The organism is Micromonospora sp. A3M-1-15 (genome assembly GCF_024213425.1).
GTDB lineage: Bacteria > Actinomycetota > Actinomycetes > Mycobacteriales > Micromonosporaceae > Micromonospora > Micromonospora chersina.
This window is the reverse complement of sequence record NZ_JANAVK010000002.1, coordinates 355540-378607: the sequence shown is the minus strand read 5'-3', so window position 1 is coordinate 378607 and position 23068 is coordinate 355540. Positions and strand designations below refer to the sequence as shown.

The window sequence follows — 23068 nt, the reverse complement described above, 5'->3', positions numbered from 1 at the left end:
TCACTTCTTCGACATCAGGGCGCGGCCGAAGAACATCATGTTGGCGGGGCGCTCGGCCAGCCGGCGCATCAGGTAGCCGTACCACTGGTCGCCGTAGGGGACGTAGGTGCGCACCGTGTAGCCGTCGCCGACGAGGCGCTTCTGCTCCTCGGGGCGGATGCCGAACAGCATCTGGAACTCGAACCGCTCCGGCCCGCGGTCGAACCAGCGGGCCCGGTCCTCGCCGATGGCGATCAGGCGCGGGTCGTGGGTGGCCAGCATCGGGTAGCCGTCACCGGACATGAGCACGTTCATGCAGCGCACGTAGGACTTGTCGACCTCGCGGGCGGACTGGTACGCCACCGACTCGGGCTCCTTGTACGCGCCCTTGCAGAGCCGCACCCGGGAACCGGCGCCGGACAGCTCGCGGCAGTCCGACTCGGTCCGCCGCAGGTACGCCTGGAGCACCGCACCGGTCGACGGGTAGTCCTTGCGCAGCTTGGCGAGGATGTCCAGGGTCGAGTCGGTGGTGGTGTGGTCCTCCATGTCCAGGGTGACCGTGGTGCCCACCGCGTCGGCCGCCGCGCAGATCGCCCGCGCGTTGTCGTACGCGAGCTGCTCGTCGAACATCTGCCCGAGCGCGGAGAGCTTGACGCTGACCTCGGCGGCCGGGGTGAGGCCGGCGGCGCCCAGCAGTCGCAGCAGCTTGAGGTATTCGTCCCGGGTGGCGTTCGCCTGCTCCGGGGTGACGGTGTCCTCGCCGAGGTTGTCGAGGGTGACCGCTTGGCCGTCGGCGACGAGTGCGCGGGTCGCGCGCAGCGCGTCGTCGGTGCCGGCGCCGGCGACGAACCGGCGGACGACGTCCCGGGTGAACGGGGCCGTCGCGACGAGCCGCTCGACCTGGGATGACCGGGAGGCGGCGAGGATGACGGAACGGAGCATGAGCCGAGCGTAACGCCCGGCGGTGGGCCCGCGCCGGGGGGCGGCGGGCAACGTCACGCAGCGTTCCGACGGGGACCGCGGGGCCGCCCGGCTGGCGGGGATCCGCTACAACGATCACGTGGAACGACGCCCCCGACGCCGGCTCCGGTCGGCCACCGTGCAGCTCGGCGCCCTGACCGCCCTCGCGCTCGCGCTCTCCGGCTGCAACAACGGCTACGACGACGACGATGACGACTGCGCGCTCGGCCCGGCCGGCGGGGGCGGCGACACGGTCGCCGTGGCCCTGCGGGTCCCCGCGCCGGCCGCCGCCCGGGACACCCGGGCGCCGGTCGCCGCGGCGCTGCCCGAGCGCGGCGGCTTCGGCACCCACCTCGCCTCCTGCGGCGGCTGAGGTGCGGCGCGAGACCAGCACCCCGCGCCCCGACTGGGACGCCACCATCCGGGCCCAGGGCCTGGTGTACGTCGACACCGAGCTGCCCGACGGCGAGATCATGTCGTACTGGGACGAGACCGCCGCGTACGCCTTCGAGCTGGACGAGGTGCTCCGGCTGGAGGAGGCGACCGAGGAGCTGCACCGGATGTCGGTGGCCGCCGCCGAGCACGTGGTGGCCCGCAACCGGTACGCCGAGTTCGGCATCCCGGACTGGGCCGCCGAGGCGGTCGCCCGGTCGCTGCGGGAGGCCCCGCCGACCCTCTACGGCCGCTTCGACCTCTGGTACGACGGAAGCTGGCCGCCGAAGCTGCTGGAGTACAACGCCGACACCCCGACGGCGCTGGTCGAGGCGAGCATCGTGCAGTGGTACTGGCTGGAGCACACCCGGCCGGACGCGGACCAGTGGAACAGCCTGCACGAGCGCCTGGTGGGCGCCTGGGCCAAGATCGGCGCCGGCCTGCACGACCCGCGGGTGCACGTGGTGTGGTCGGCCGAGGAGGAGTCGGGCGAGGACCAGATCACCGCCGGCTACCTGGCCGAGACCGCCCGGCAGGCGGGCCTGGACGTCACGCTCATGCCGATCCAGCAGGTCGGCTGGGACGGGCGGCGCTTCGTCGACGCCGCCGACCGGCCGATCACCACCTGCTTCAAGCTCTATCCCTGGGAGTGGATGCTGGCCGAGCCGTACGGGCCGCCGGCGCTGGAGCCGGGCACCCCGACCACCTGGATCGAGCCGGCCTGGAAGCTGCTGCTGTCGAACAAGGCGCTGCTGGCGGTGCTGTGGGAGCTCTACCCGGGGCACGACTACCTGCTGCCCGCCTACCTGGACTCGCCGCGCGGGATGGCCGAGTACGTGGCCAAGCCGCTGCTCGGCCGGGAGGGCGGCTCGGTACGCATCGTGACCGGCGACACCGAGATCACCAACCCGGGGATCTACGGCGACGAGGGTTTCTGCTACCAGGAGTTCCGCGCGTTGCCGGAGTTCGCGGGCAGTCGGATGGTGCTGGGCAGCTGGATCGTGGACGGCGAGTCGGCCGGCGTCGGCGTCCGGGAGAGCGAGAGCCTCATCACGGACGGTTACGCGCGGTTCCTGCCCCACTACATCGACGCGCCGCGTGCCCCGTGAGTCGTCTACCGTTGGTGTCGTGAACTTCGACGCGTACGCCCGGACCGGTGTTGATCTCGTCAACGCCCGCCTGGACGACCTCGACGACCTGCGGGCCCTCTTCCCGGACGACAACGCGTGGATGCGCGACGAGGTCGCCGAACGGGACCTGACGATCTTCCGGCGGGCGCAGAAGCGCCTGCGCGACATCTTCGACTACGGCACCTCGGGCCGCGACGCCGAGGCGGTGACGGAGCTGAACGCGCTGCTGGAGGCGTTCCCGGTGCAGCCGCGCATCTCCGGCCACGACTCCTCCGACTGGCACATGCACGTGACCAGCCGGGGCGCCTCGGTCAGCTCCGAGTACCTGGCCGGCGCGGTCTGGGGGCTGTCGGTCTGGCTCTGCGAGTACGGCAGCGCCCGGTTCGGCGTCTGTGCCGACGAGCGCTGCGGCAACGTCTACCTGGACACCTCGTCGAACTGCTGCCGGCGGTTCTGCTCGGAGCGCTGCGCCACCCGCTCGCACGTGGCCGCGCACCGGGCCCGCAAGCGGGCCGCCGTCGGCGAGCAGGTGACCGTGCCGGCCCAGCCGGAACCGCTCACCCCGGTCAGCTGACCCGTCCCTCCCGGCCGAGGCTCAGGCGTCGACCGGGGAGGGGGCGGTCAGGTTGGCCCGGGCGAACGCGAGTGACTCGCGCAGGTCCGCCTCGCGGACCGCGCGGCTCTTCGCGCCCCGGGTGGTCACCTCGACCGCCACCGAGCCGGTGAAGCCCCGGCCGGCCAGCGAGCGGAGCAGCTCGGCGCAGGGCTGGCCGCCCCGCCCCGGCACCAGGTGCTCGTCGCGCCCCTCACCCGTGCCGTCGCCCAGGTGGACGTGGGCCAGGCCGGACCCCATCCGGTCGGCCATGGCCAGGGCGTCGGTGTGTGACGCCGCGCAGTGCGACAGGTCCAACGTGTACGCGGCGTAGCCGGTGTCGGTCGGGTCCCAGCCCGGGACGTACGGGACGAACTGCCGGCCGGCCATCCGCACCGGGTACATGTTCTCCACGGCGAAGCGCAGCCCGCCGAACCGGCCGGCGATCCGGTCGAGCCCGTCGGCGAAGTTGCGGGCGTAGTCGCGCTGCCAGGTGAACGGCGGGTGCACCACGACGGTGGGCGCCTCCAGGACCTCGGCCAGCTCCGCGGCCTTGCGCAGCCGCTCCCACGGGTCGGGGCTCCACACCCGCTGGGTGACCAGCAGGCAAGGCGCGTGCACCGACAGGACCGGGACGCCGTAGTGCTCGGACAGGCCCCGCAGCGCGCCCGGGTCCTGGCTGACCGGGTCGGTCCAGACCATCACCTCGATGCCGTCGTAACCGAGCGTCGAGGCCAGCTGGAACGCCGCCGCGGTCCGCTCAGGGAAGACCGAGGACGTGGACAGGAGCACCGGAACGCGGGAAGTCACACCCCTCAGGGTAGCCGTACCCGCCACCGCGCATCAGGACGAGCCTGCGCAAAGCACGTAGAACGGCCGACCGGGATCACATCGGCGCGAGTTGATCGAGGCGGCGCAGGATGACCCCCTCGCGCAGCGCCCAGGGGCAGATGTCCAGGCAGTCCACGTCGAGCCGGCGCAGCACCGCCTCGGCCACCACCGCCCCGGCGAGGAGCTGGTGGGCCCGCTGCGCGCTGACCCCCTCCAGCTCCGGCAGCTGGGCCGGCGGGATGTGCCGGATGAAGCCCAGCACCTGGCGCAGCCCGGTGCGGGTCAGGCTGCGGCGGGCCCACAACCCGGCCCCGGAGGGCGCCGCGCCGGCCAGCCGGGCCAGCATCCGGAACGTCTTCGAGGTGGCCACCGGACGCTCCCAGCCCACCGCGGTGAGCTGCTCCACGACCGGGTCGAGCTGGGCGTCGACGTACTCCCGCAGCTCCTCGACCACCTCGGCCGACGGCGGCACGGCGCCGGCCGGGTCGACCTTGAGCCGGTCCCGGCTCAGCCGCCCCGCGCCCAGCGGCAGCGAGACCGCCACGTCCGGACCCTCGTCGATGCCGGCGGCCAGCTCCAGCGAGCCGCCCCCGATGTCCATCACGAGCAGCCGACCGGCGGACCACCCGAACCACCGCCGCACCGCCAGGAAGGTCATCCGCGCCTCGTCCGCCCCGGAGAGCACCTCCAGGCGTACGCCGGACTCGTCCCGGACCCGGGCCAGCACCTCGCCGGCGTTGGTGGCGTCGCGGACCGCGCTGGTGGCGAAGGCCAGCAGGTCGTCGGCCTCCAGACCGTCCGCCGCGGCGCGGGCCATGCCGACGGCCTTGACCAGCCCGTCGGCGCCCGCGTCGGTCAGCGCGCCGTCCGGGCCGATCTGCTCGGCCAGCCGGAGCACCACCTTCTCGGAGTGCGCCGGCCACGGGTGGGCGCCGTGGTGGGCGTCGACCACCAGGAGGTGCACCGTGTTGGAGCCGACGTCGAGGACACCCAGTCGCATGGTGACGACCCTAGGGCCAACACCGTTTCGTCGGCTCGCCGGCCGGGCGCGGTCACCCCGCGTACGCTGGGCCGGGTGACAGGGCAGATCGAGCTTCACGTGCTGGTGGACGACCCCGACGACCCGCGCAGCCGCGAGGTCGGGTTGGACTTCCCGCGGGAGTGGATCGAGTTCGTCGACCCGGCCGACGCGAAGCACCTGGTGCGGGCCGACCTGACCTGGCTGCTCTCCCGCTGGACGTGCATCTTCGGCCGGGGCTGCCACGGCATCATCGCGGGCCGCGCCGCGGACGGCTGCTGCTCACACGGCGCGTTCTTCACGGACGGCGACGACGAGAAGCGGGTCCGGGCGGCGGTCAAGCGGCTCACCCCGGAGAACTGGCAGCACTTCCGCCGGGGCTTCAAGAACTGGACCGAGAACGACACGATCGACGGGAAGAACCCCGCCCGGCGGACGGCCACCCGCGCCGTCGACGCGCCCTGCGTCTTCCTCAACGACGCCGACTTCCCCGGCGGGGGCGGCTGCGCGCTGCACGCCCAGGCGCTGCGCGACGGGGTGCACCCGCTGGAATACAAGCCGGACGTCTGCTGGCAGCTGCCGATCCGCCGGGACCAGGACTGGCACAAGCGGCCGGACAACACCAAGGTGCTGATCTCCACGCTCACCGAGTTCGACCGGCGCGGCTGGGGCGCGGGCGGTCACGACCTGGACTGGTGGTGCACCTCCTCCACCGACGCGCACGTCGGCGCCGAGCCGATGTACATCTCCTACGGCCCGGAGCTGACCGCGCTGATCGGCGCCCCCGCGTACGCGAAGCTGGCCGAACTCTGCGCGGCCCGCCTCCGCCAGGGCCAGGTCGCCCCGCACCCGGCCACCGAGGCTTAGGGCCCGCCCCGCAGATCATCTGACTGGGCCGGGCAGCACGACGACGCCGTCGTCGTCGCTGTGCACCTCGGCGCCGGGGGTGAAGACGCAGTTGCCGAACGACACCGGCACGTCCCGCTCGCCGGCGCCGGTCTTCGCGCTCTTGCGCGGGTTCGTGCCGAGCGCCTTGATGCCGATCGGCAGGGCGCCGAGGGCCACGACGTCGCGGACCGCACCGTTGATCACCACGCCGGCCCAGCCGTTCTCCGCCGCCGTGCCGGCGATGAGGTCACCCATGAGGGCGGTGTGCAGCGAGCCGCCCCCGTCCACCACCAGCACCCGACCCTCCCCCGGTTCGGCCACGATCGACTTGACCAGGGCGTTGTCCTGGAAACAGCGCACCGTGACGGCCGGGCCGGCGAAGGCCCGGACGCCGCCGAACTGACGCAGCTGGGTGTCGCACGAGCCGAGGGCGTCACCGTGCCGGTCGTAGAGGTCGGCGGTGGTGGGGTTCTCCATGGTCGTCCTTCTCTCACTCAGGAATTCGGAGTCGGAGGCGGTGAGCGGTGCAGGCGGGTGGCGGCGACTGCCGCGCCGGCCAGGCCGGCCGCGGTGCAGCCGAGGACGCCGGCCGCGCCGGTGCCGGCCGCGAGCGCCCCGGCGGCGCTGGGGATGAGCACCTGACCGAGCCGGTTGCCGGTGAGCCGCAGCGACATCGCCCGGCCGCGCAGCCCGGGCGGCGCCACCTCGGCCAGGAACGACATGGTCAGCGGCTGGCCCGCGCCCAGCCCGAGCCCGGCCACCGCGACCACCACCAGCAGGACCGCGAACGGCAGCGGTGGCAGCAGCAGGGCCAGCCCGACGGCGGAGAGCGCCACGGTGCCGACCAGCACGACCCGCCGGCCCAGGGCCGCCACGAGCCGGCCGAGCAGCAGCCGGGACGCCATCGAGGCGACCGCCCGGGCCCCGAGCAGGATGCCGATCGAACCGGCGGCGATGCCGCGCTCCGCGCCGAGCGCGGGCAGGTAGACCAGGGTGATGTCGACCGCCGCCAGGACGACGCAGCTCACCGTGAGGGCGCGGACCAGGCCGGGCTGGCGGAGCAGGTCGCGCAGCCCACCGGCGGCGGAACCGTCGGCGGCCTGCCGGTGGTGTCCGGACGGGCGCAGGAACAGCGCGACGACCAGCAGCGGCAGCGCCACCACCGTGGCGCCGACGAAGATCGCCCGGGTGTCGGGGATCGTGCGATCCCCGCCGAAGAGCACGATGAGGCCGGGGCCGAGCGCCTGGCCCAGCGAGGCGGCGAAGGTGTAGTAGCCGAACGCGGCGTCGTACCGGTGGGCCGGGGTGCGGTTGGCGACCAGCGCCTGCTGGGCGACCACCGCGCAGAGGTGCGCGGTGCCGAGCGCCATGCTGGCCAGGACCAGGCCGACCACCGAGCCGGCGAGCAGCACGAACCCGAGGCCGGCGGCGACCAGCAGGGCCGACCCGGCGAGCGCGACGCGGCGCTCGCCGAGCCGGTCCACGGCGTGCCCGGAGGGCACGGCCAGCACCAGGGGTACGACGGCGAAGCTGGCCCCGAGCACGCCGAGCCAGGCACCCGGCACGTCCAGCTCCAGCGCCCGGTACGCCGACGCCGGCCGGAGCATGAACGTGACCGCCTGCACCGCGACGGTGTGCGTGAGCAGGAGGCCCGTCTGGGCGCACCCGGGGACGGCGGAGCCCCCGGGCGGCACTCAGTCGGCCTTCACGGCGAGCACCGGGCAGGGCACCCGGAGCAGGATCTCCTGCGCGGTCGAGCCCATGATCAGCTTGCCGACCGGGGTGCGGTGCCGGATGCCGATCACGACCAGCGACACGTCCTCCGTCTCGGCGATCTCGGCGATCTCCTCCGCCGCGTCCCGCCCCCGCATGAGCTGCCGGACGTCGTGCGGCACCCCGGCGGCGACCAGCTCGCGGACCACCCGGTCCAGGTCCGGCTCCTGGGCCAGCCGCGGGTCGACGTACGCGTCGCCGCGCGAGGTGTTCACCACCAGCACCGGCTCGTCGCGGAACCGGGCCTGCTCGATCGCGGCCCGCAGGGCCGCCTCGCCCAGCGGCGAGGGGACGTACCCCACCAGCACCGTCATGCCGTCACCACCCTTCCGCGCAGCGGACGCACCACGAACCGGCCGATCAGCGGCCAGAGGAGCACCACGGCGATCGTGGCGTAGATCAGCCAGGACACCCAGCCGCCGATCAGGCCGTGCAGCTCACCGCCGGAGAGCTGCAACGCGCGCCGGCCCTGCAACTCGGCACGGGGGCCGAGGATGACGCCGACGATCAGCGGCAGGATCGGCAGCCCGAAGCGGCGCATGCCGAAGCCGAGCAGACCGAGGGCGAGCAGCAGGTACAGGTCGAACGGCTGCGCGTTGACCGCGTACGCGCCCATCGAGGCGAAGAAGAGGATCCCGGCGTAGAGGTAGGGGCGCGGGATCCGCAGCAGCCGCGCCCAGGCCGGCGCGAGCGGCAGGTTGAGCACCAGCAGCAGCAGGTTGCCCACGAAGAGGCTCGCGATCAGCGTCCAGACCAGGCTGGACTCCCGCGTGAAGAGCAGCGGGCCGGGCTGGATGCCGTACCCCTCGAAAGCGGCAAGCATCACGGCGGCGGTCGCGTTGGTCGGCAGGCCGATCGCCAGCATCGGCACCAGCGTGCCGGCGGCCGAGGCGTTGTTCGCTGCCTCCGGCCCGGCGACGCCCTCGATCGCACCCCGGCCGAACTCCTCCGGGTGCTTCGTCAGCTTCTTCTCGGTGACGTACGACAGGAAGGTGGGGATCTCCGCCCCGCCCGCCGGCACCGCGCCGAACGGGAACCCTAACGCCGTGCCGCGCAGCCACGGCTTCCAGGACCGCTTCCAGTCCTGCTTCCCGAGCCACGGCTGGCCGACCGGGATCACCTCGCCGGACTTCCGGCGCAGGTGCGCGGCGATCCAGAGCGCCTCGCCCACGGCGAAGATGCCGACCGCCACCACGACCACGTCGATGCCGTCGGCGAGCTGCGGAAGCCCGAAGGTGAGCCGCTGCTGGCCGGACTGGTCGATGCCGATCACACCGATCACCAGGCCGAGCAGCAGCGAGGCGAAGCCGCGTACCCGCGACGCGCCGAGCACCGCGGTGACGGACACGAACGCCAGCAGCATCAACGCGAAGTAGTCGGGTGCGCCGAGGCTGATCGCGAACTGCACCACCGGCGGCGTGACCACCACCAGCAGCACGGTGGCGATGGTGCCGGCGACGAACGAGCCGATCGCGGCGGTGGCCAGCGCCTGGGCGGCCCGGCCCGCCTTCGCCATCTTGTTGCCCTCGATGGCGGTCACCACCGACGACGACTCGCCGGGAGTGTTCAGCAGGATCGAGGTGGTCGAACCGCCGTACATGCCGCCGTAGAAGATGCCGGCGAACATGATGAAGGCCTGGGCCGGCTCCATTCCGTAGGTGACCGGCAGGAGCAGCGCCACGGTCATGGCCGGGCCGATGCCGGGCAGCACGCCCACGGCGGTGCCGATGGTGACCCCGATCAGCGCGAACAGCAGGTTCATCGGGGTCAGCACGTTGGCGAACCCGTCGAGCAGATTGGCGAAGTTGTCCATCTACAGGATCCCTTGCAGCACGCCGGCGGGCAGGTCGACACCGAGTCCGATGGCGAAGGTGTAGAACGTGATCAACGACAGCGCGACGGCGATCAGCAGGTTGCGCACGTAGTGGCGGTTGCCGAGCGCGTAGGCCGAACCCCAGAAGAGGATCGTCCCGCTGATCACCCAGCCGAGCCGGTCGATGAGCACGGCGTTGACCAGGAACGCGCCGACCAGCAGCAGCACGGTGCGCCAGTCGATCGGAAGGCTGAGGTCGACGTCCTCGCCGGCCTCCGGCTCGCCGGCGCCGCCGCGGGCCACGTCCACCGCGTAGATCACCGCGATGACGAGCAGCAGCACGCCGAGCAGGATCGGCACCGGCTTCGGGCCGATCGGGTCGGCCGTGTTGATCGCGCTCCCGATCCGGGTCGTCGCGTCGAAGATGACGAACCCGCCGACCAGGGCGAGAAACGCCACCACGCCGTACTGCGCCCGGTCGGGCCGCCGGGCCGGCTCCGTTACGGCCTCCACCGCCGGGTCGGCGGCTGCCGGCTCCTCCGCTGCCGGCGCCGTCGACGCGGCCGGGGGCGGTCCGGCTGCGGCGGCCTCCGGGCCCGGCTGCGCCGGGATGGCGGGTACGGCCGGGGGCCGGGGCTGCGGGTCGCCGCCCCGGTCCGGTCGCGTCGTCATGCCGCTCATGCCAACCCGAGCTGCTTGAGCACGTCGGCGACTGCCTTGTCCTGCTCGGTCAGGAAGGTGCCGAACTCGTCACCAGTGACGAACGCGTCGGTCCAGCCGCGCTTCTTCAGCTCGGCCTTCCACTCCTCGGAGTCGTGCATCTTCGTCAGCACGTCGATCCAGACCTTCTTGTCGGCGTCGCTGATGCCGGGCGGCGCCACGATGCCCCGCCAGTTGGTGAAGACCAGGTCGATGCCGGCGGACTTCAGGGTCGGCACGTCCTTGAGCGCCTCGATCGGGGCCTCGCTGGTCACCGCGAGGACCCGGATCTGGCCGGCCTCGACCTGGTCGAGGAACTCGCCGAAGCCGCTGGCGCCGAAGGCCACCTTGCCGCCGAGCACGGCGGGAAGCAGCTCGCCGCCGCCGTCGTACGAGACGAAGTTGACCTGCTTGGGGTCGATGCCGACGGTCTTCGCGAGCTGCATGGGCAGCAGGTGGTCCGGGCCGCCGGGCGAGGAGCCGCCGCCGACCGCGAGGCCCTTCGGGTTGGCCTTCCACGCCGCGACCAGGTCGTTGATGGTCTTGTACGGGGAGTTCTTCGGCACCACGATGGCGCCGGCCTCCTCGATCATCTTGGCCAGCGGGGTGGTCTGGGTCAGCGTCGCCGCCGACTTGGAGGTGTACGAGGCACCGACCACGCCGAGGCCCATCTGCATGGCCAGCTTGCCGTTGCCCTTCTCGTTCACGGTCCGCTGGAGGCCGACCGTGCCGCCCGCGCCGGGCAGGTTGAACACCTGCACGCCGGTGGCGATCTTGGCGTCCTCCATCACCTTCGCGGCGGTCCGGGCCGTGGTGTCGTATCCGCCACCGGGGGTGTTCGGGACCATGATCCGCAGTCCGCTGACCGGTTTGCCGTCGTTGCCGGAGCCGCCCTCGTTCTTGTCGGCGGTGGCGCCACAGGCAGCCAGGGCCAGCGCCGTGGCGGCGGCGACCCCCATGACCAGCACGTTTCTCCTAGTTGCCATCTTGTTTCTCTTCCGTTTCGAATGAGTCCAGCGGCAAGATGGTGGCCTCCACGCGGGCAGCTTGTCTGCGTTGTGTCACCAGCGGAAGTTGAGGTCTTTGTGGTCGCGGTCACGTCCCGGCGCCGTACGCTCGCCGGGCAGCTGCTGGTCCTCCAGCTCGCGATCATCGTCCTCGTGCTGGTGGCGGTGGCCGCCGTCTCGCTGGCGCAGTCCGCGGCGACCTTCAACCGCGTCGAGGGGCGCCGCGTCGCCACCCTGGGCGAACGGCTCGGCGGCAGCCCCCTGCTCCGCGACCAGCTCGACCAGCCCGCACCCGGCGAGGCGATCGCCCCGCTGGTGCAGAACATCCAGAACCAGTACGGCGTCACCTCGGTGACCGTCGCGAACGCCCGGGGCCGGGTGGTCGCCTCGACGAACGCAACGCTCGTGGGCAGCCGGGTCCGGCTCGGCGACCCGGACGTGGCGCAGGGCCGGAGCTGGTTCGGCGAGCTGGACGTCGACGGGTCGCGCGAGCTGACGGCCCAGGTGCCGGTGCTCGGCGACGACCCGAAGACGAAGAAGAACCTCGGCCGGTACCTCGGCGTGGTGGTGGTCGGGGAGAAGTCGCCGACCTGGTCGGAACGGCTGGTCGGCGCGTCGTCGTACCTGCTCACCTACCTGGGCATCGCGTGCGCCCTCGGGGTGGTGGGATCGTGGCTGCTGGCCCGACGGATCAAGCGGCAGACCCTCGGCCTGGAGCCCCGCGAGATCGCCGGGCTGGCCGAGCACCGGGAGGCGCTGCTGCACGGCATCGCCGAAGGGGTGATCGCGTTGGACCCGCAGCACCGGATCACCCTGGTCAACGCCGTCGGCCGGCGGCTGCTCGACCTGCCCGAACACTGCCTCGGCCGCAGCCTCGCCGAGCTGCGGATCAACGGCCGGCTGCGGGACGTGCTGGCCGGCGCGGGCAGCGGACCCGAGGCCCGGGACCAGGTGGTGGTCCGGGGCGGCCGGGTGCTGGTGATGAACCGGATGACGGTCCGCAAGGACGGCCGCCGGCTCGGCTCCGTCACCACGCTGCGGGACCGGACCGAGCTGGCCCGCCTGGAGCAGGAGATCGGCGGGTTCCGCAGCACCACCGAGCTGCTCCGGGCGCAGACCCACGAGTTCGCCAACCAGTTGCACACCATCTCCGGGCTGATCCAGATCGGCGAGCACGACGAGGTGGTCCGGTACGTCGACGCGCTGAGCCGCCACCGCGCCTCGCTGGACCTCACGGTGACCAGCCGGATCCACGACACGGCCGTGGCTGCGCTGCTCATGGCCAAGTCGGCGGTCGCCGCCGAACGGCGGGTGGAGCTGCGGGTCTCGGAACGGACCGGACTCGACCGGCTGCCTCCCGAGCTGTCCGCCGACGTGGCCACCGTGCTCGGCAACCTGCTGGACAACGCGGTCGAGGCGGTGGCCGGCCACACGTCCGACCGGCCCGCCTGGGTCGAGGCGGAGCTGCGCCAGGACGCCGCCTCGGTGGAGATCGTGGTCCGCGACTCCGGCCCCGGGGTGGCGCCGGAGCTGGCGCAGGAGGTGTTCACCCACGGCTTCACCACCAAGGCGGCCGAGGGCGGCGAGCGCGGCATCGGCCTGGCGCTGACCCGGCTGGTCTGCCACCGCCGGGGCGGCGAGGTCGCGGTGACCAACACCGACGAGGGCGCGATGTTCACCGCGCGGATGTCGGTGCCCGCGAACGTGTGGCAGGAGGCACGATGATCGACGTACTCGTCGTCGACGACGACTTCATGGTGGCCCGGATCCACCGCGGTTTCGTCGAGCGGATCGACGGCTTCCGGGTGGTCGGCACCGCCAGCACCGGCGAGGAGGCGGTGGCCGCTGTCGACCGGCTCCGCCCGGACCTCGTCCTGCTCGACCTCTACCTGCCCGACATGTTCGGCCTCGACGTGGTGACCCGGATCCGGGCCGCCCGGCACGACTGCGACGTGCTCGTGATCAGCGCCGCCCGGGAGGCCGAGGCGGTCCGCCGGGCGGTCCGCTACGGCGCGGTCAACTACCTGCTCAAGCCCTTCGGCTTCGACGAGCTGCGCACCCGGCTGGAGCAGTACGCCACCCGCCGCACCGCGCTGCGCGCGGCCGTCGTCGCCGACCAGGCGGACGTGGACCGGGTGCTGTCCCGCAGCGGCTCACCGGCCGCCACGGCGGCCCTGCCCCGGGGCCTCAGCCCGGAGACGGCCGAGCTGGTGGAGCGCGCCCTCCGCGAGCACGAGGGGACGCTCTCGGCCAGCGAGTGCGCCGACCGGGTCGGCATCTCCCGGGTCAGCGCCCGCCGCTACCTGGAGCACTACGCCGGCAGCGGACGGGCCGAGGTGACCCTCAAGTACGGCGCGGCCGGCCGCCCCGAGCGCCGCTACACCTGGCTGGCCTGACCCGGTATGGGCGGACGCCGGCCGCGTCTTCGGCGCGGACCCGGCTCAGCCGGCGGTGGCGTCGGACCGCGCGGTGCGGACCCCAGCCGGCGGCGGCCTCGACCAGCGCGTGGCGGTGCGGGTTCAGCCGGTGGCGGCGTCGACCAGGGCGCTGGCGGTGCGCTTGGCCGCCTCGGCGACCGCCGGGTCGGCGTCCAGCACGCCACTGGCCAGGCCGCCGTCGAGCAGCAGGGTGAGCTGGCGGGCCAGCAGCTCGGGATCGGCCGCCCCGGCCCGTCGGGCCAGGTCGGTCACCCAGGCCCGGACCACGTTCTTGTGCTCGACCGTGCGGGCGTGCACCGGGCTGCCGGCCGGTGACTCGGCGGCGGTGTTGATGAACGCGCAGCCGTGGTAGCCCTCCCGCCGGCAGGCCCCGCCGAGCGCGTCGAACATGCCGACGAGCTGCTCCCGGGGCGCGTCCCCGGCGTCCCGGGCGGCGGCTCGCAGCGCGCCGAACCAGGCCTGGTCGACCTTGTCCAGGTACGCCAGCACCAGATCGTCCTTGCTCGGAAAGTGCTTGTAGAGGGTGGCCTTGGCGACGCCCGACTCGGCGATCACCGTGTCCACCCCGACGCCGCGCGGCCCGTGCGCGTAGAAGAGCCGGAACGCGGTGTCCAGGATGCGCTCCCGAGCGGAGCCGGCGGGGGTACGGGCCATCAGCCCAGTTTACAGACCGGTACGTCTGCCCTCTCGCCACGTTTCCTTGCCTTCAGGCATCATGGTAGACAGACCTGTCTGTTAGCCTCGGTCGCGCCGAGCGCGTCGCATCGGCGTCGCGCCATCTCCGGAGGACGGACTCGACATGCGCATCGCAGTACTGGGCACCGGCATGGTCGGTCGGGCGATCGCCGCGCGCGCGGCCGAGCTGGGGCACGACGTCACCGTGGGCACCCGCGACGTGGCGACCACCCGGGCGGGCGACTGGGCCGACTGGGCCACCGCCCACTCCGACGTCGACCTGGCCAATCACGCCGACGCCGCCGCCGACGCCGAGCTGGTGGTGAACGCGACAAGTGGCGACGGCGCCCTCCCCGCGCTGACCGCCGCGGGCGAGGAGAACCTGGCCGGCAAGGTCCTGCTCGACATCGCCAACCCGCTCGACTTCAGCAAGGGCCTCCCGCCCACCCTGTCCGTGCTCAACGACGACTCGTTGGGCGAGCGGATCCAGCGGGCATTCCCGCGTACCCGGGTGGTGAAGGCGCTCAACACCCTCACCGCCGACCTGATGACCCACCCCCGGCAGCTCGCCGACGGGGACCACAGCGTCTTCGTCTCCGGCGACGACGCGGAGGCCAAGAAGGTGGTCAGCGAGCTGCTCACCAGCTTCGGCCACACCGACGTGATCGACCTGGGCGACATCACCACCGCCCGGGGCACCGAGATGCTGCTCCCGCTCTGGCTGCGCCTCTACGGCGGGCTCGGCACCGCCCTGTTCAACATCAAGGTCGTCCGCTGACGCCACCCGGATCCGGAGACGCCGAAGGCCGGCACCCGTTCGGGGTGCCGGCCTTCGTGTCGTGATGTCAGCTGTTCCAGTTGTGGGCGACGATGTCGGCGGCCTGCTGCTCCCACTGCGCGTACGCGTCCGGGTAGGCCGAGACCTGCACGGTCTGGGCGGCCTCGGTCAGCGGCATGTCCTGCCAGCCGTCGACCTGCTTCAGACCCTTCAGGAACGCCAGGGTGGAGTACTCGGGGTCGGTGATCTGCTCCGGCGTGCCCCAACCACTGGACGGGCGCTGCTGGAACAGGCCCAGCGAGTCGTGATCGTTCTTGTCGCCGAGGTGGCCCAGGTTCTCCAGCTTCGACTCCTGCAGCGACGTGGCGATCGAGATGACCGCGGCCCGCTCCGGCAGGCCGGCCTTCTTCGTGGCGGCGATGATCGCCTTGGCGTTGGCGGTCTGCTCGTCGTTCAGGTCGATCTTCGACTGGGCGCCCTGCACGCTCACCGCGACCGGCTTCGTGCTGTGCACCGGCTCAGCGGCGTGGGCGGCGATCGGACCGGCGAAGATGCCACCGGTGAAGGCCAGACCAGCAATACCGAGAACGCTCTTACGCAGCATCGTGTTCATGGGGGGAAGCTCCATTCGGGGGTTGGCGCACACGCCGATGGGGGTCGGCGGTGCGCAAGCACCGTCAGGGCACTCAAGGGGAAAGTCTTGGGGGATCATCCGGCGTGCGGGGCGGGGCCTCTTCGTCGCGCCGGGACTATCTACAACGACCGGCGGCCCACCAACATTCCGGGCCCGGGACACCCGCGTCGGCGGGCCGTCCTCCTCGGTCGTTCACGGGGATACAACGACCCCCACCCGCCGGCCATTCCGCCGCCAGGGTGCCGCCTGCCACCTCGGAAACGGACATCCGGCGCAGCTCACCTCGGTCGGTGGAACGGCATGGGTGTATCCGGGCGCCGGAGACAACCATGGCGTTCCACTCAGCGGGTCGCGGCCGCCACGAAGCGGACATTCGGTCCCGGGCCCAGGGGCTCGGCGCCGGTAGCCGGGCGAAGCCCGGTGGGGTCGGCGGTCCGCGTACCCCCTGGGGTTATCGGGCTTGACGCGGGCGGACGAACGCCGCAGCCCGGACAAGCGGCGGCCGACGCACCGCCGGACGGCGCGAACCCGTCACGGCTCGAACTTGTAGCCCAGGCCGCGGACCGTGACGATGTAGCGCGGGGCGGACGGCTCCGGCTCGACCTTGGAGCGCAGCCGCTTCACGTGCACGTCCAGGGTCTTCGTGTCGCCCACGTAGTCGGCGCCCCAGACCCGGTCGATGAGCTGCCCGCGGGTGAGCACCCGGCCGGCGTTGCGGAGCAGCAGCTCCAGCAGCTCGAACTCCTTGAGCGGGAGCTGCACGCCGGCGCCGTCCACGGTCACGACGTGCCGTTCGATGTCCATCCGGACCGGTCCGGCGGCCAGGGTCGGCGCGCCCGACTCGGCTGCCTCGGCGCTCTGCCGCCGCAGCACCGCCCGGATCCGGGCGACCAGCTCGCGCGGCGAGTACGGCTTCGTGACGTAGTCGTCGGCGCCGATCTCCAGGCCGACCACCTTGTCGATCTCACTGTCCCGGGCGGTGACCATGATGATCGGCACGTGGGACCGCTGCCGGAGCTGCCGGCAGACCTCGGTGCCCGACATCTCCGGCAACATCAGGTCGAGCAGCACGATGTCGGCGCCGGTCCGGTCGAACTCGGTGAGGGCGGAGGGGCCCGTCGCGGCGACGGAGACCTCAAAACCCTCCTTGCGGAGCATGTAGGACAGGGCGTCGGAGAACGATTCCTCGTCCTCCACCACCAGTACGCGGCTCAACGGGGTGTTTCCTTTCCTGTCGGTCAGACCTGCCGGAGCTCGGCCGGGCCGGCCTCGATCTCAGCGGAGGAGAGTGTCGCCTCCAGGTCGTCCGGGGGGCGGGCGGGCAGCCGGAGGGTGAACGTCGACCCCCCACCAAGAGTGCTCGACACATCCACCCGACCGCCATGGTTGCTGGCGATGTGTTTGACGATGGCCAGGCCCAGGCCGGTGCCCCCGGTGGCCCGGGAGCGGGCCTGGTCGGCCCGGTAGAACCGCTCGAAGATCCGGTCGACCTCGTTCGGGGCGATGCCGATGCCCTGGTCGGCGACGGCGATCTCGACGTGCTCGTCGGTGGCCCGTGCGGTCACCCGGACGGTGGTGTCCTCGGCCGAGTAGTTGATCGCATTCTCCACGAGGTTCGCGACCGCGGTGGCGAGCTGGCTGTCGCTGCCGTACGCGGTGAGCCCCCGCTGCCCGTCGACGACGATCTCCACGTGCCGGGCGGTGGCCGCGGTGCGGGTCCGGTCGACCACCTCGGCGATCACCCAGTCCAGCGAGACGGGCTCGGGGGCGGGCTGCGGCTCGGCGCCCTGGAGCCGGGTGAGCTCCAGCAGTTCCTGCACCAGCCGGCCGAGCCGGGTGGACTCGTGCTGGATCCGCTCGGCGAACCGCCGGGCGGCGACCAGGTCCTCGGAGAGTTCGGCCGGCCCGTCGCCGGCCGGTTCGGTGGCGTCGACCAGCGCCTCGGCGAGGAGTTGGAGGGCGCCGATCGGGGTCTTCAGCTCGTGGCTCACGTTTGCCACGAAGTCCCGCCGTACCCGGGCCAGCCGGTGCGACTCGGTGACGTCGGCCGCCTCGATCGAGATGTAGCCGGCGCCCAGCCCCATGGCGCGCAGGTGCACGCCGAGCGGGTTGTCCCCCGCGCTGTCGCGGCCCCGCGGGAGGTCCAGCTCGATCTCGCGGCGCACGCCCGTGCGCCGGACCTGCCCCGCGAGGGTACGGATCAACGGGTGCGCGGCGATGGAGCCGGGTGTGGCACCGGTGCGGAGCAGGCCCATTGCCCGGGCGGCCGGGTTCACGAGCACCGGCATGTCGTCCGGGTCGAGCACCACCACGCCGGCGCGCAGCGCGTCGACCGTCTTGCGGCCGAGCCCGGAGAGCCCGCCCTGCTGGTCGTCGGGAATCGCGGGCCTCCCTGTGCTGCGGCGGGAGGTCTGGCCTCCCGGCGGCGCCGACCGGCGCCGCCACTGCTGAACGGGTCCGGACAGCAGGAGGCCGGCGACCAGCCCGGTCGCCAGCGCCACGGCCACCACGACCGCCACCGCCCATTCCACCCGGCGATCGTAGGGTCATTGTTAACCCGGCGACCGGTCAGAACGGGACGAATCACTCTCACTTCCGGGAATGTTCACTCGCGGGCCCCGCGTCGTTAACCCGCGTTCATCTCGACGCCGGTTCCTCCGGCCTACCGTGGGTCGCGCACCTGCTCACGCCGTACCTCGGCCCCTCCGGTCGGGACGGCGACCACCGACCCCAGGAAGTGACGATGCGCGACGAGTTCCGGGCCGACCTGCAGATTGTCAGCCAGCTGCTGGTGGACATGGCCGAGGGGGTGCGGGCGGCCATGCGGCAGGCCACCCGGGGCCTGCTCACCGCGGACCGCGCCGCGTCCGAGACGGTGATCGCGCGGGACGCCGAGATCGACGAGCTGTACCGGCACGTGGAGGAGCGGGTCTGCGACCTGCTGGCCCGGCAGGCGCCGGTCGCCTCCGACCTGCGCGCCATGATCACCGCCCTGCACGTGGCCGCCGATCTGGAGCGGATGGGCGACCTGGCCGACCACGTCGCCAAGACGGCGCTGCGCCGGCACCCGTCACCGGCGGTGCCGGCCGAGCTGCGCCCGGTCTTCACGGACATGGCCGCCATCGCGGACCGGATGGCCGAGAAGATCGCCTCGGTGCTCGCGAAGCCCGACGCCGACCTGGCCGCCGAGCTGGACCGCGACGACGACACCATGGACGACCTGCACAAGAGCCTCTTCGGCGTGCTGCTCGGCGACGACTGGCCGTACGGGGTGGAGACCGCCATCGACGCGACCCTGCTGGGCCGCTTCTACGAGCGCTTCGCCGACCACGCGGTGAACGCCGGCGAGCACGTGGTCTACCTGATCACCGGCGAGACCGCGCCCTCGGCGAGCTGACCCGGACACGACGAAGGCCCCCGGTCACCCGGGGGCCATCCGTCGTCGGCGTCAGCGGCCCTGGTTGGCGACCGCCGCGGCGGCCTCCTTGGCGGCCTCGGGGTCGAGGTAGGTGCCCCCGAGGACCTGCGGGCGCAGGTCGGGGTCCAGGTCGTAGCGGAGCGGGATGCCGGTGGGGATGTTCAGCTTGGCGATCGCCTCGTCGGAGATCTGGTCGAGGTGCTTGACCAGGGCGCGCAGCGAGTTGCCGTGCGCCGCCACCAGCACCGTCCGGCCGGCCAGGACATCCGGCACGATCGAGTCGTACCAGTAGGGCAGCATCCGCTCGACGACGTCCTTGAGGCACTCCGTGCGCGGCATCAGCTCGGTCGGCAGCAGCGCGTACCGGGGGTCGCCGACCTGCGACCACTCGTCCGCGTCGTCGATCGGCGGCGGCGGCGTGTCGTACGACCGGCGCCAGAGCATGAACTGCTCCTCGCCGTACTCGTCCAGGGTCTGCTTCTTGTTCTTGCCCTGGAGGGCGCCGTAGTGGCGCTCGTTGAGCCGCCACGACCGGCGCACCGCGATCCAGTGCCGGTCGGCGGCGTTCAGCGCCAGCTCGGCGGTGCGGATCGCGCGGCGCATCACGCTCGTGTGCACCACGTCGGGCAGCAGGTTGTGCTCGCGGAGCAGCTCGCCGCCGCGCCGCGCCTCGGTCTCGCCCTTGGCCGTCAGGTCGACGTCGACCCAGCCGGTGAAGAGGTTCTTGGCGTTCCAGTCGCTCTCGCCGTGCCGCAGCAGGACCAGCGTCCCGACGGTGGGCCCCTCGCTCGCAGTCATGCGGATCATCCTGCCGTACCGGCCCGGCGGACACGCGGGGACGGGTCGTGACGACCACCACGTGGAAAAGCTGATGACCGGCGTTCCGGGGCGGGACTAGGTTGTAAGGCGCTGAGGATAGCTCGGTCATTACCAATACGGGGGCGCGGGGATGCGGACGGTGCAGGGCTGGTTCCGGGACACCACAGGCGGGCTACCGAGGACCTTCTGGTACCTCTGGACCGGCACCCTGATCAACCGGCTCGGCTCGTTCGTCCTGGTCTTCCTGGCCATCTACCTCACCCAGGAGCGTGACTTCTCGGCCTCGCAGGCCGGCCTGGTCATCGGGCTCTGGGGCGTCGGCGGCGCGGTCGGCACCACGATCGGCGGCACCCTCACCGACCGGTGGGGACGCCGGCCCACCCTGCTCACCGCGCACCTCGGCGCCGCCACCATGATGGTCGCGCTCGGCCTGGCCCGGCCGCTCTGGGCGGTGGCGCTGGGCGCGCTGCTGCTCGGCACGTTCGCCGAGGCGGCCCGCCCGGCGTTCGGCGCCATGATGGTCGACGTGGTGCCGGAGAAGGACCGGCTGCGCGCCTTCTCGCTGAACTACTGGGCGATCAACCTGGGCTTCGCCTGCGCCGCCGTGCTGGCCGGCGTGGCCGCCCAGTCCAGCTACCTGCTGCTCTTCCTGGTCGACGCGGCGACCACGCTGGTCACCGCGCTGATCATCTTCACCCGCGTCGGGGAGACCCGGTCGGCGCACGCCGGACCGGTGAGCAAGGGCGCGGCGGCCCCCGCGGGCGCCCTGCGGACCATCCTCACCGACCGGGTCTTCCTGGGCTTCGTGGCGCTCAACCTGTTCGGCGCGCTGGTCTTCCTCCAGCACATCTCGATGCTGCCGATCGCCATGGGCGACTCCGGGCTGAGCCCGGCGACCTACGGCTCGGTGATCGCGCTCAACGGGGTGCTCATCGTGGTCGGCCAGCTCTTCGTGCCCAAGCTGATCAAGGGTCGGAGCCGCTCGCACGTGCTGGCGCTCGCCGCGCTCGTGATGGGCGCCGGCTTCGGGCTGACCGCGTTCGCCGACACCGCCTGGCTCTACGGCCTCACCGTGCTGATCTGGACGGTCGGCGAGATGCTCAACTCGCCGTCCAACGCCACCCTCATCGCCGAGCTCTCCCCCGCCGCGCTGCGCGGCCGCTACCAGGGGGCCTTCTCGCTGTCCTGGCAGCTCGCCGGTGCGACCGCGCCGGTCCTCGGCGGCCTGGTGCGGGAGCACGCCGGCAACACGACCCTCTGGCTCGCCTGCGCCGTCGTCGGCGCCGTGATGGCGGTGGCCCACCTGGTCTCCGGCCCGGCCCGGGAGCGGCGCGCGGCCCGGCTCCGCACCGCGGGCACCACGGTCACGCCGGTCACCGTGGTCCGGACCCCGGTGCCGGAGGCGGCCGAGGCCGCGGCCACCGCACCCGCCGAGCCGGTCCGCGCCGGCTCCTGAGGTACGCCTTCCGGCGGTGGTGACCAGCGCCACCAGGCGCACGCCGGGGCGGCCCACTACGGTCAGCAGGGCGGATCGGTTAACAAACCTTCATGGAGGACGGGTGCGCGGCCTGCGGCGCTGGTGGGACGACACGGCCGGCGGGCTCCCCGCCACCTTCTGGTACCTCTGGTCCGGCCTGCTGATCAACCGGGCCGGCGCCTTCGCCATGCTCTTCCTGTCGCTCTACCTCACCGCCGCGCGGGGCGCCTCGGCGTCGCTGGCCGGCCTGGTGGTCGGGGCGTACGGGGCCGGCGGCGCGGCCGGCACGCTGCTCGGCGGGGTGCTGGCCGACCGGTGGGGCCGCCGGTCCACCCTGCTCGCCGCCCACCTGGGCGCGGCCGGGCTGATGGTGGGGCTGGCGTTCAGCCGGCACCTGGCGGTGATCGCCGTGCTGGCCGCCCTGGTCGGGATGGTGCACTCGATGCCCAGCCCGGCGTTCGTCGCCGCCATCGTGGACGTGGTGCCCGAGGCACGCCGCTCCCGCGCGTTCAACCTGCAGTTCTGGGCGTTCAACCTCGGCATGGCGGTGGCCTCGCTGCTGGCCGGCGTGCTCGCCGAGGCGAGCTTCCTCGCGCTGTTCCTGGTCGACGCCGCGGCGACGCTGGCGGCGGCCGTGGTCATCGCGCTGAAGGTCCCGGAGACCCTGACCCACCGCCCGGCGGTCACCCCACGGGCGGTGGCGGGCCGGCGGCCCGGGCTGCACACCGCACTGACCGACCGCACCTTCCTTGCCTTCGTGGGGCTGACCTTCCTGCTGGCCGTGCTCACCATGCAGACCTCGACGATCATGCCGCTGGCGATGCGGGCCGACGGCCTGCGCCCCTCGGCGTACGGGCTGGTGGTGGCGCTCGGCGGCGCGCTCATCGTGGTCGGGCAGCTCTTCGTGCCCCGGCTCATCGAGCCGTACCGGAAGTCGACCGTGCTGGCGGTCTCCACCGGGCTCATGGCGCTCGGCTTCGGCGCGCTGACCGTCGCCGACGGCCTGACGCTCTACCTGGGCGCCGCCGTGGTGTGGACGGTCGGGCAGATGCTCGCCGCGCCACCGAACGCGCAGATCAACGCGGACCTCGCCCCGCCGGAGCTGCGCGCCCGCTACCAGTCGGTGTTCTACCTGACCTTCCCGGCGGCGTCCTTCGTGGCGCCGGCGCTGGGCGGGCTCAGCCTCCAGCACCTCGGCGAACGGCACTGGCTCGTGGTGGGCGCCCTGGGCCTGGTCGCGGCGGCCGGTCACCTGCTGGCCGGGCCACCGCGGGAACGGCGGGTCGCCGCGCTGCGGGCGGCGGCGGAACGGGCGGAGACGGTGACGGCGGGGCGCTGAACGTCCCCGGAACGGCGTCGAGCGCCCACCACGACCCCCGTCGTGATGGGCGCTCGCACCGTACGACCCGGCGGCGGCGGGCGACCCTCACCCCCGTAAGCGTCGCCCGCTCGCGCCGCCGGTTCCACGGGTGGCACCGTCCCCCAACGGTGTGATCCACCCGATCCCTCGCGCCTCGCTTGCGCGGATCTGATCGATCCGCCGCTCCCCCGAACGTTTCCAAGCGTGGCGCGGTGCAATAAAGTTAGTTCGCCCGGATTCCGGATTCAACCCAGATTGCTGTCTTACCCGTCACAGCACCCGTGTCGGAAACCCGGCTGTCCCTGCTCCGGTCTCTTCGTTGGCCAACAGCCGGTTCCCGTCGGCCA

24 protein-coding genes are annotated in these 23068 nt (G+C 72.8%); 10 read left to right on the top strand and 14 right to left on the bottom strand.

The window, feature by feature from the left end:
• A complete protein-coding gene (locus NLX85_RS11510; protein ID WP_091317591.1) occupies nucleotides 1–921 on the bottom strand; it encodes a proline dehydrogenase family protein in 921 nt (306 codons plus the stop codon).
• Between the two features lie 118 nt (nucleotides 922–1039).
• On the opposite strand from NLX85_RS11510, the gene NLX85_RS11505 reads away from it, so the two are divergent.
• The 3 genes from NLX85_RS11505 to NLX85_RS11495 are packed head-to-tail and all read left to right on the top strand — an operon-like array spanning nucleotide 1040 to nucleotide 3075.
• Nucleotides 1040–1312, top strand: coding sequence for a hypothetical protein (locus NLX85_RS11505; RefSeq protein WP_254334386.1), 273 nt, complete (start codon nucleotides 1040–1042; stop codon nucleotides 1310–1312).
• A 1-nt stretch (nucleotide 1313) separates the two neighbouring features.
• The gene (locus NLX85_RS11500; protein ID WP_254334384.1) at nucleotides 1314–2480 is read left to right on the top strand and encodes a glutathionylspermidine synthase family protein; all 1167 of its coding nucleotides are present in this window, start codon (nucleotides 1314–1316) and stop codon (nucleotides 2478–2480) included.
• Nucleotides 2481–2499: 19 nt separating this feature from the next.
• Complete coding sequence (locus NLX85_RS11495; protein ID WP_091317585.1) at nucleotides 2500–3075, top strand: CGNR zinc finger domain-containing protein; 576 nt, start codon at nucleotides 2500–2502, stop codon at nucleotides 3073–3075.
• 21 nt (nucleotides 3076–3096) lie between these two features.
• Here the strand turns inward: NLX85_RS11495 and NLX85_RS11490 are convergent, their stop codons facing one another.
• A complete protein-coding gene (locus NLX85_RS11490) occupies nucleotides 3097–3903 on the bottom strand; it encodes a sugar phosphate isomerase/epimerase (protein WP_254334383.1) in 807 nt (268 codons plus the stop codon).
• 76 nt (nucleotides 3904–3979) lie between these two features.
• The gene (locus tag NLX85_RS11485; protein WP_254334382.1) at nucleotides 3980–4924 is read right to left on the bottom strand and encodes a Ppx/GppA phosphatase family protein; all 945 of its coding nucleotides are present in this window, start codon (nucleotides 4922–4924) and stop codon (nucleotides 3980–3982) included.
• A 75-nt stretch (nucleotides 4925–4999) separates the two neighbouring features.
• On the opposite strand from NLX85_RS11485, the gene NLX85_RS11480 reads away from it, so the two are divergent.
• Nucleotides 5000–5809 (top strand): hypothetical protein, encoded by an 810-nt coding sequence (locus tag NLX85_RS11480; protein WP_254334381.1) that lies wholly within the window; start codon nucleotides 5000–5002, stop codon nucleotides 5807–5809.
• Between the two features lie 15 nt (nucleotides 5810–5824).
• Here NLX85_RS11480 and rraA read toward each other — a convergent pair whose 3' ends face one another.
• From rraA to NLX85_RS11450, 6 genes are all read right to left on the bottom strand, one after another.
• The gene (gene rraA / locus NLX85_RS11475; protein ID WP_254334380.1) at nucleotides 5825–6307 is read right to left on the bottom strand and encodes a ribonuclease E activity regulator RraA; all 483 of its coding nucleotides are present in this window, start codon (nucleotides 6305–6307) and stop codon (nucleotides 5825–5827) included.
• A 17-nt stretch (nucleotides 6308–6324) separates the two neighbouring features.
• Complete coding sequence (locus NLX85_RS11470) at nucleotides 6325–7455, bottom strand: MFS transporter (RefSeq protein WP_254334379.1); 1131 nt, start codon at nucleotides 7453–7455, stop codon at nucleotides 6325–6327.
• Nucleotides 7456–7524: 69 nt separating this feature from the next.
• Nucleotides 7525–7917: a universal stress protein gene (locus NLX85_RS11465; RefSeq protein ID WP_091317572.1), complete on the bottom strand. Its 393-nt coding sequence runs from the start codon at nucleotides 7915–7917 to the stop codon at nucleotides 7525–7527.
• Entirely contained in the window at nucleotides 7914–9416 is a 1503-nt protein-coding gene (locus tag NLX85_RS11460; protein ID WP_254334378.1) for a tripartite tricarboxylate transporter permease, read from the bottom strand. Before NLX85_RS11460 ends, NLX85_RS11465 begins: the two co-directional genes overlap by 4 nt.
• Nucleotides 9417–10088 (bottom strand): tripartite tricarboxylate transporter TctB family protein, encoded by a 672-nt coding sequence (locus NLX85_RS11455; protein ID WP_254334376.1) that lies wholly within the window; start codon nucleotides 10086–10088, stop codon nucleotides 9417–9419.
• A gap of 5 nt (nucleotides 10089–10093) precedes the next feature.
• Nucleotides 10094–11101, bottom strand: a complete 1008-nt coding sequence (locus NLX85_RS11450) for a tripartite tricarboxylate transporter substrate binding protein (RefSeq protein WP_254334374.1) — start codon at nucleotides 11099–11101, stop codon at nucleotides 10094–10096.
• A gap of 99 nt (nucleotides 11102–11200) precedes the next feature.
• Between NLX85_RS11450 and NLX85_RS11445 the strand changes: the two genes are divergently transcribed.
• Nucleotides 11201–12847, top strand: a complete 1647-nt coding sequence (locus tag NLX85_RS11445) for an ATP-binding protein (protein ID WP_254334372.1) — start codon at nucleotides 11201–11203, stop codon at nucleotides 12845–12847.
• Nucleotides 12844–13518: a response regulator gene (locus tag NLX85_RS11440; RefSeq protein ID WP_254334370.1), complete on the top strand. Its 675-nt coding sequence runs from the start codon at nucleotides 12844–12846 to the stop codon at nucleotides 13516–13518. The genes NLX85_RS11445 and NLX85_RS11440 overlap by 4 nt, the downstream gene beginning before the upstream one ends.
• 123 nt (nucleotides 13519–13641) lie before the next feature.
• On the opposite strand, the gene NLX85_RS11435 is transcribed toward NLX85_RS11440, so the two are convergent.
• Nucleotides 13642–14214, bottom strand: a complete 573-nt coding sequence (locus tag NLX85_RS11435; protein ID WP_254334368.1) for a TetR/AcrR family transcriptional regulator — start codon at nucleotides 14212–14214, stop codon at nucleotides 13642–13644.
• Between the two features lie 145 nt (nucleotides 14215–14359).
• Here NLX85_RS11435 and NLX85_RS11430 point away from each other — a divergent pair, with 145 nt between their 5' ends.
• Nucleotides 14360–15013, top strand: a complete 654-nt coding sequence (locus NLX85_RS11430; RefSeq protein WP_254334366.1) for an NADPH-dependent F420 reductase — start codon at nucleotides 14360–14362, stop codon at nucleotides 15011–15013.
• Nucleotides 15014–15080: 67 nt separating this feature from the next.
• Here NLX85_RS11430 and NLX85_RS11425 read toward each other — a convergent pair whose 3' ends face one another.
• The 3 genes from NLX85_RS11425 to NLX85_RS11415 form a co-directional block, all read right to left on the bottom strand.
• Nucleotides 15081–15626 carry a hypothetical protein gene (locus tag NLX85_RS11425; protein ID WP_254334364.1) on the bottom strand — a complete coding sequence of 182 codons (546 nt, stop codon included), beginning with the start codon at nucleotides 15624–15626 and terminating at the stop codon, nucleotides 15081–15083.
• Nucleotides 15627–16178: 552 nt separating this feature from the next.
• Nucleotides 16179–16862 carry a response regulator transcription factor gene (locus NLX85_RS11420; protein ID WP_091317550.1) on the bottom strand — a complete coding sequence of 228 codons (684 nt, stop codon included), beginning with the start codon at nucleotides 16860–16862 and terminating at the stop codon, nucleotides 16179–16181.
• A 23-nt stretch (nucleotides 16863–16885) separates the two neighbouring features.
• The gene (locus NLX85_RS11415) at nucleotides 16886–18178 is read right to left on the bottom strand and encodes a cell wall metabolism sensor histidine kinase WalK (protein WP_254334363.1); all 1293 of its coding nucleotides are present in this window, start codon (nucleotides 18176–18178) and stop codon (nucleotides 16886–16888) included.
• A gap of 212 nt (nucleotides 18179–18390) precedes the next feature.
• Between NLX85_RS11415 and phoU the strand changes: the two genes are divergently transcribed.
• Nucleotides 18391–19044, top strand: a complete 654-nt coding sequence (gene phoU, locus NLX85_RS11410; protein ID WP_189198221.1) for a phosphate signaling complex protein PhoU — start codon at nucleotides 18391–18393, stop codon at nucleotides 19042–19044.
• Between the two features lie 51 nt (nucleotides 19045–19095).
• On the opposite strand, the gene NLX85_RS11405 is transcribed toward phoU, so the two are convergent.
• Nucleotides 19096–19863: a phosphoglyceromutase gene (locus NLX85_RS11405; RefSeq protein ID WP_254334361.1), complete on the bottom strand. Its 768-nt coding sequence runs from the start codon at nucleotides 19861–19863 to the stop codon at nucleotides 19096–19098.
• A 151-nt stretch (nucleotides 19864–20014) separates the two neighbouring features.
• Here NLX85_RS11405 and NLX85_RS11400 point away from each other — a divergent pair, with 151 nt between their 5' ends.
• Complete coding sequence (locus NLX85_RS11400) at nucleotides 20015–21340, top strand: MFS transporter (RefSeq protein ID WP_254334359.1); 1326 nt, start codon at nucleotides 20015–20017, stop codon at nucleotides 21338–21340.
• Between the two features lie 103 nt (nucleotides 21341–21443).
• On the top strand, nucleotides 21444–22700 hold the full coding sequence (locus NLX85_RS11395; RefSeq protein WP_254334357.1) for an MFS transporter: 1257 nt from the start codon (nucleotides 21444–21446) through the stop codon (nucleotides 22698–22700).
• Nucleotides 22701–23068 lie beyond the last annotated feature (368 nt).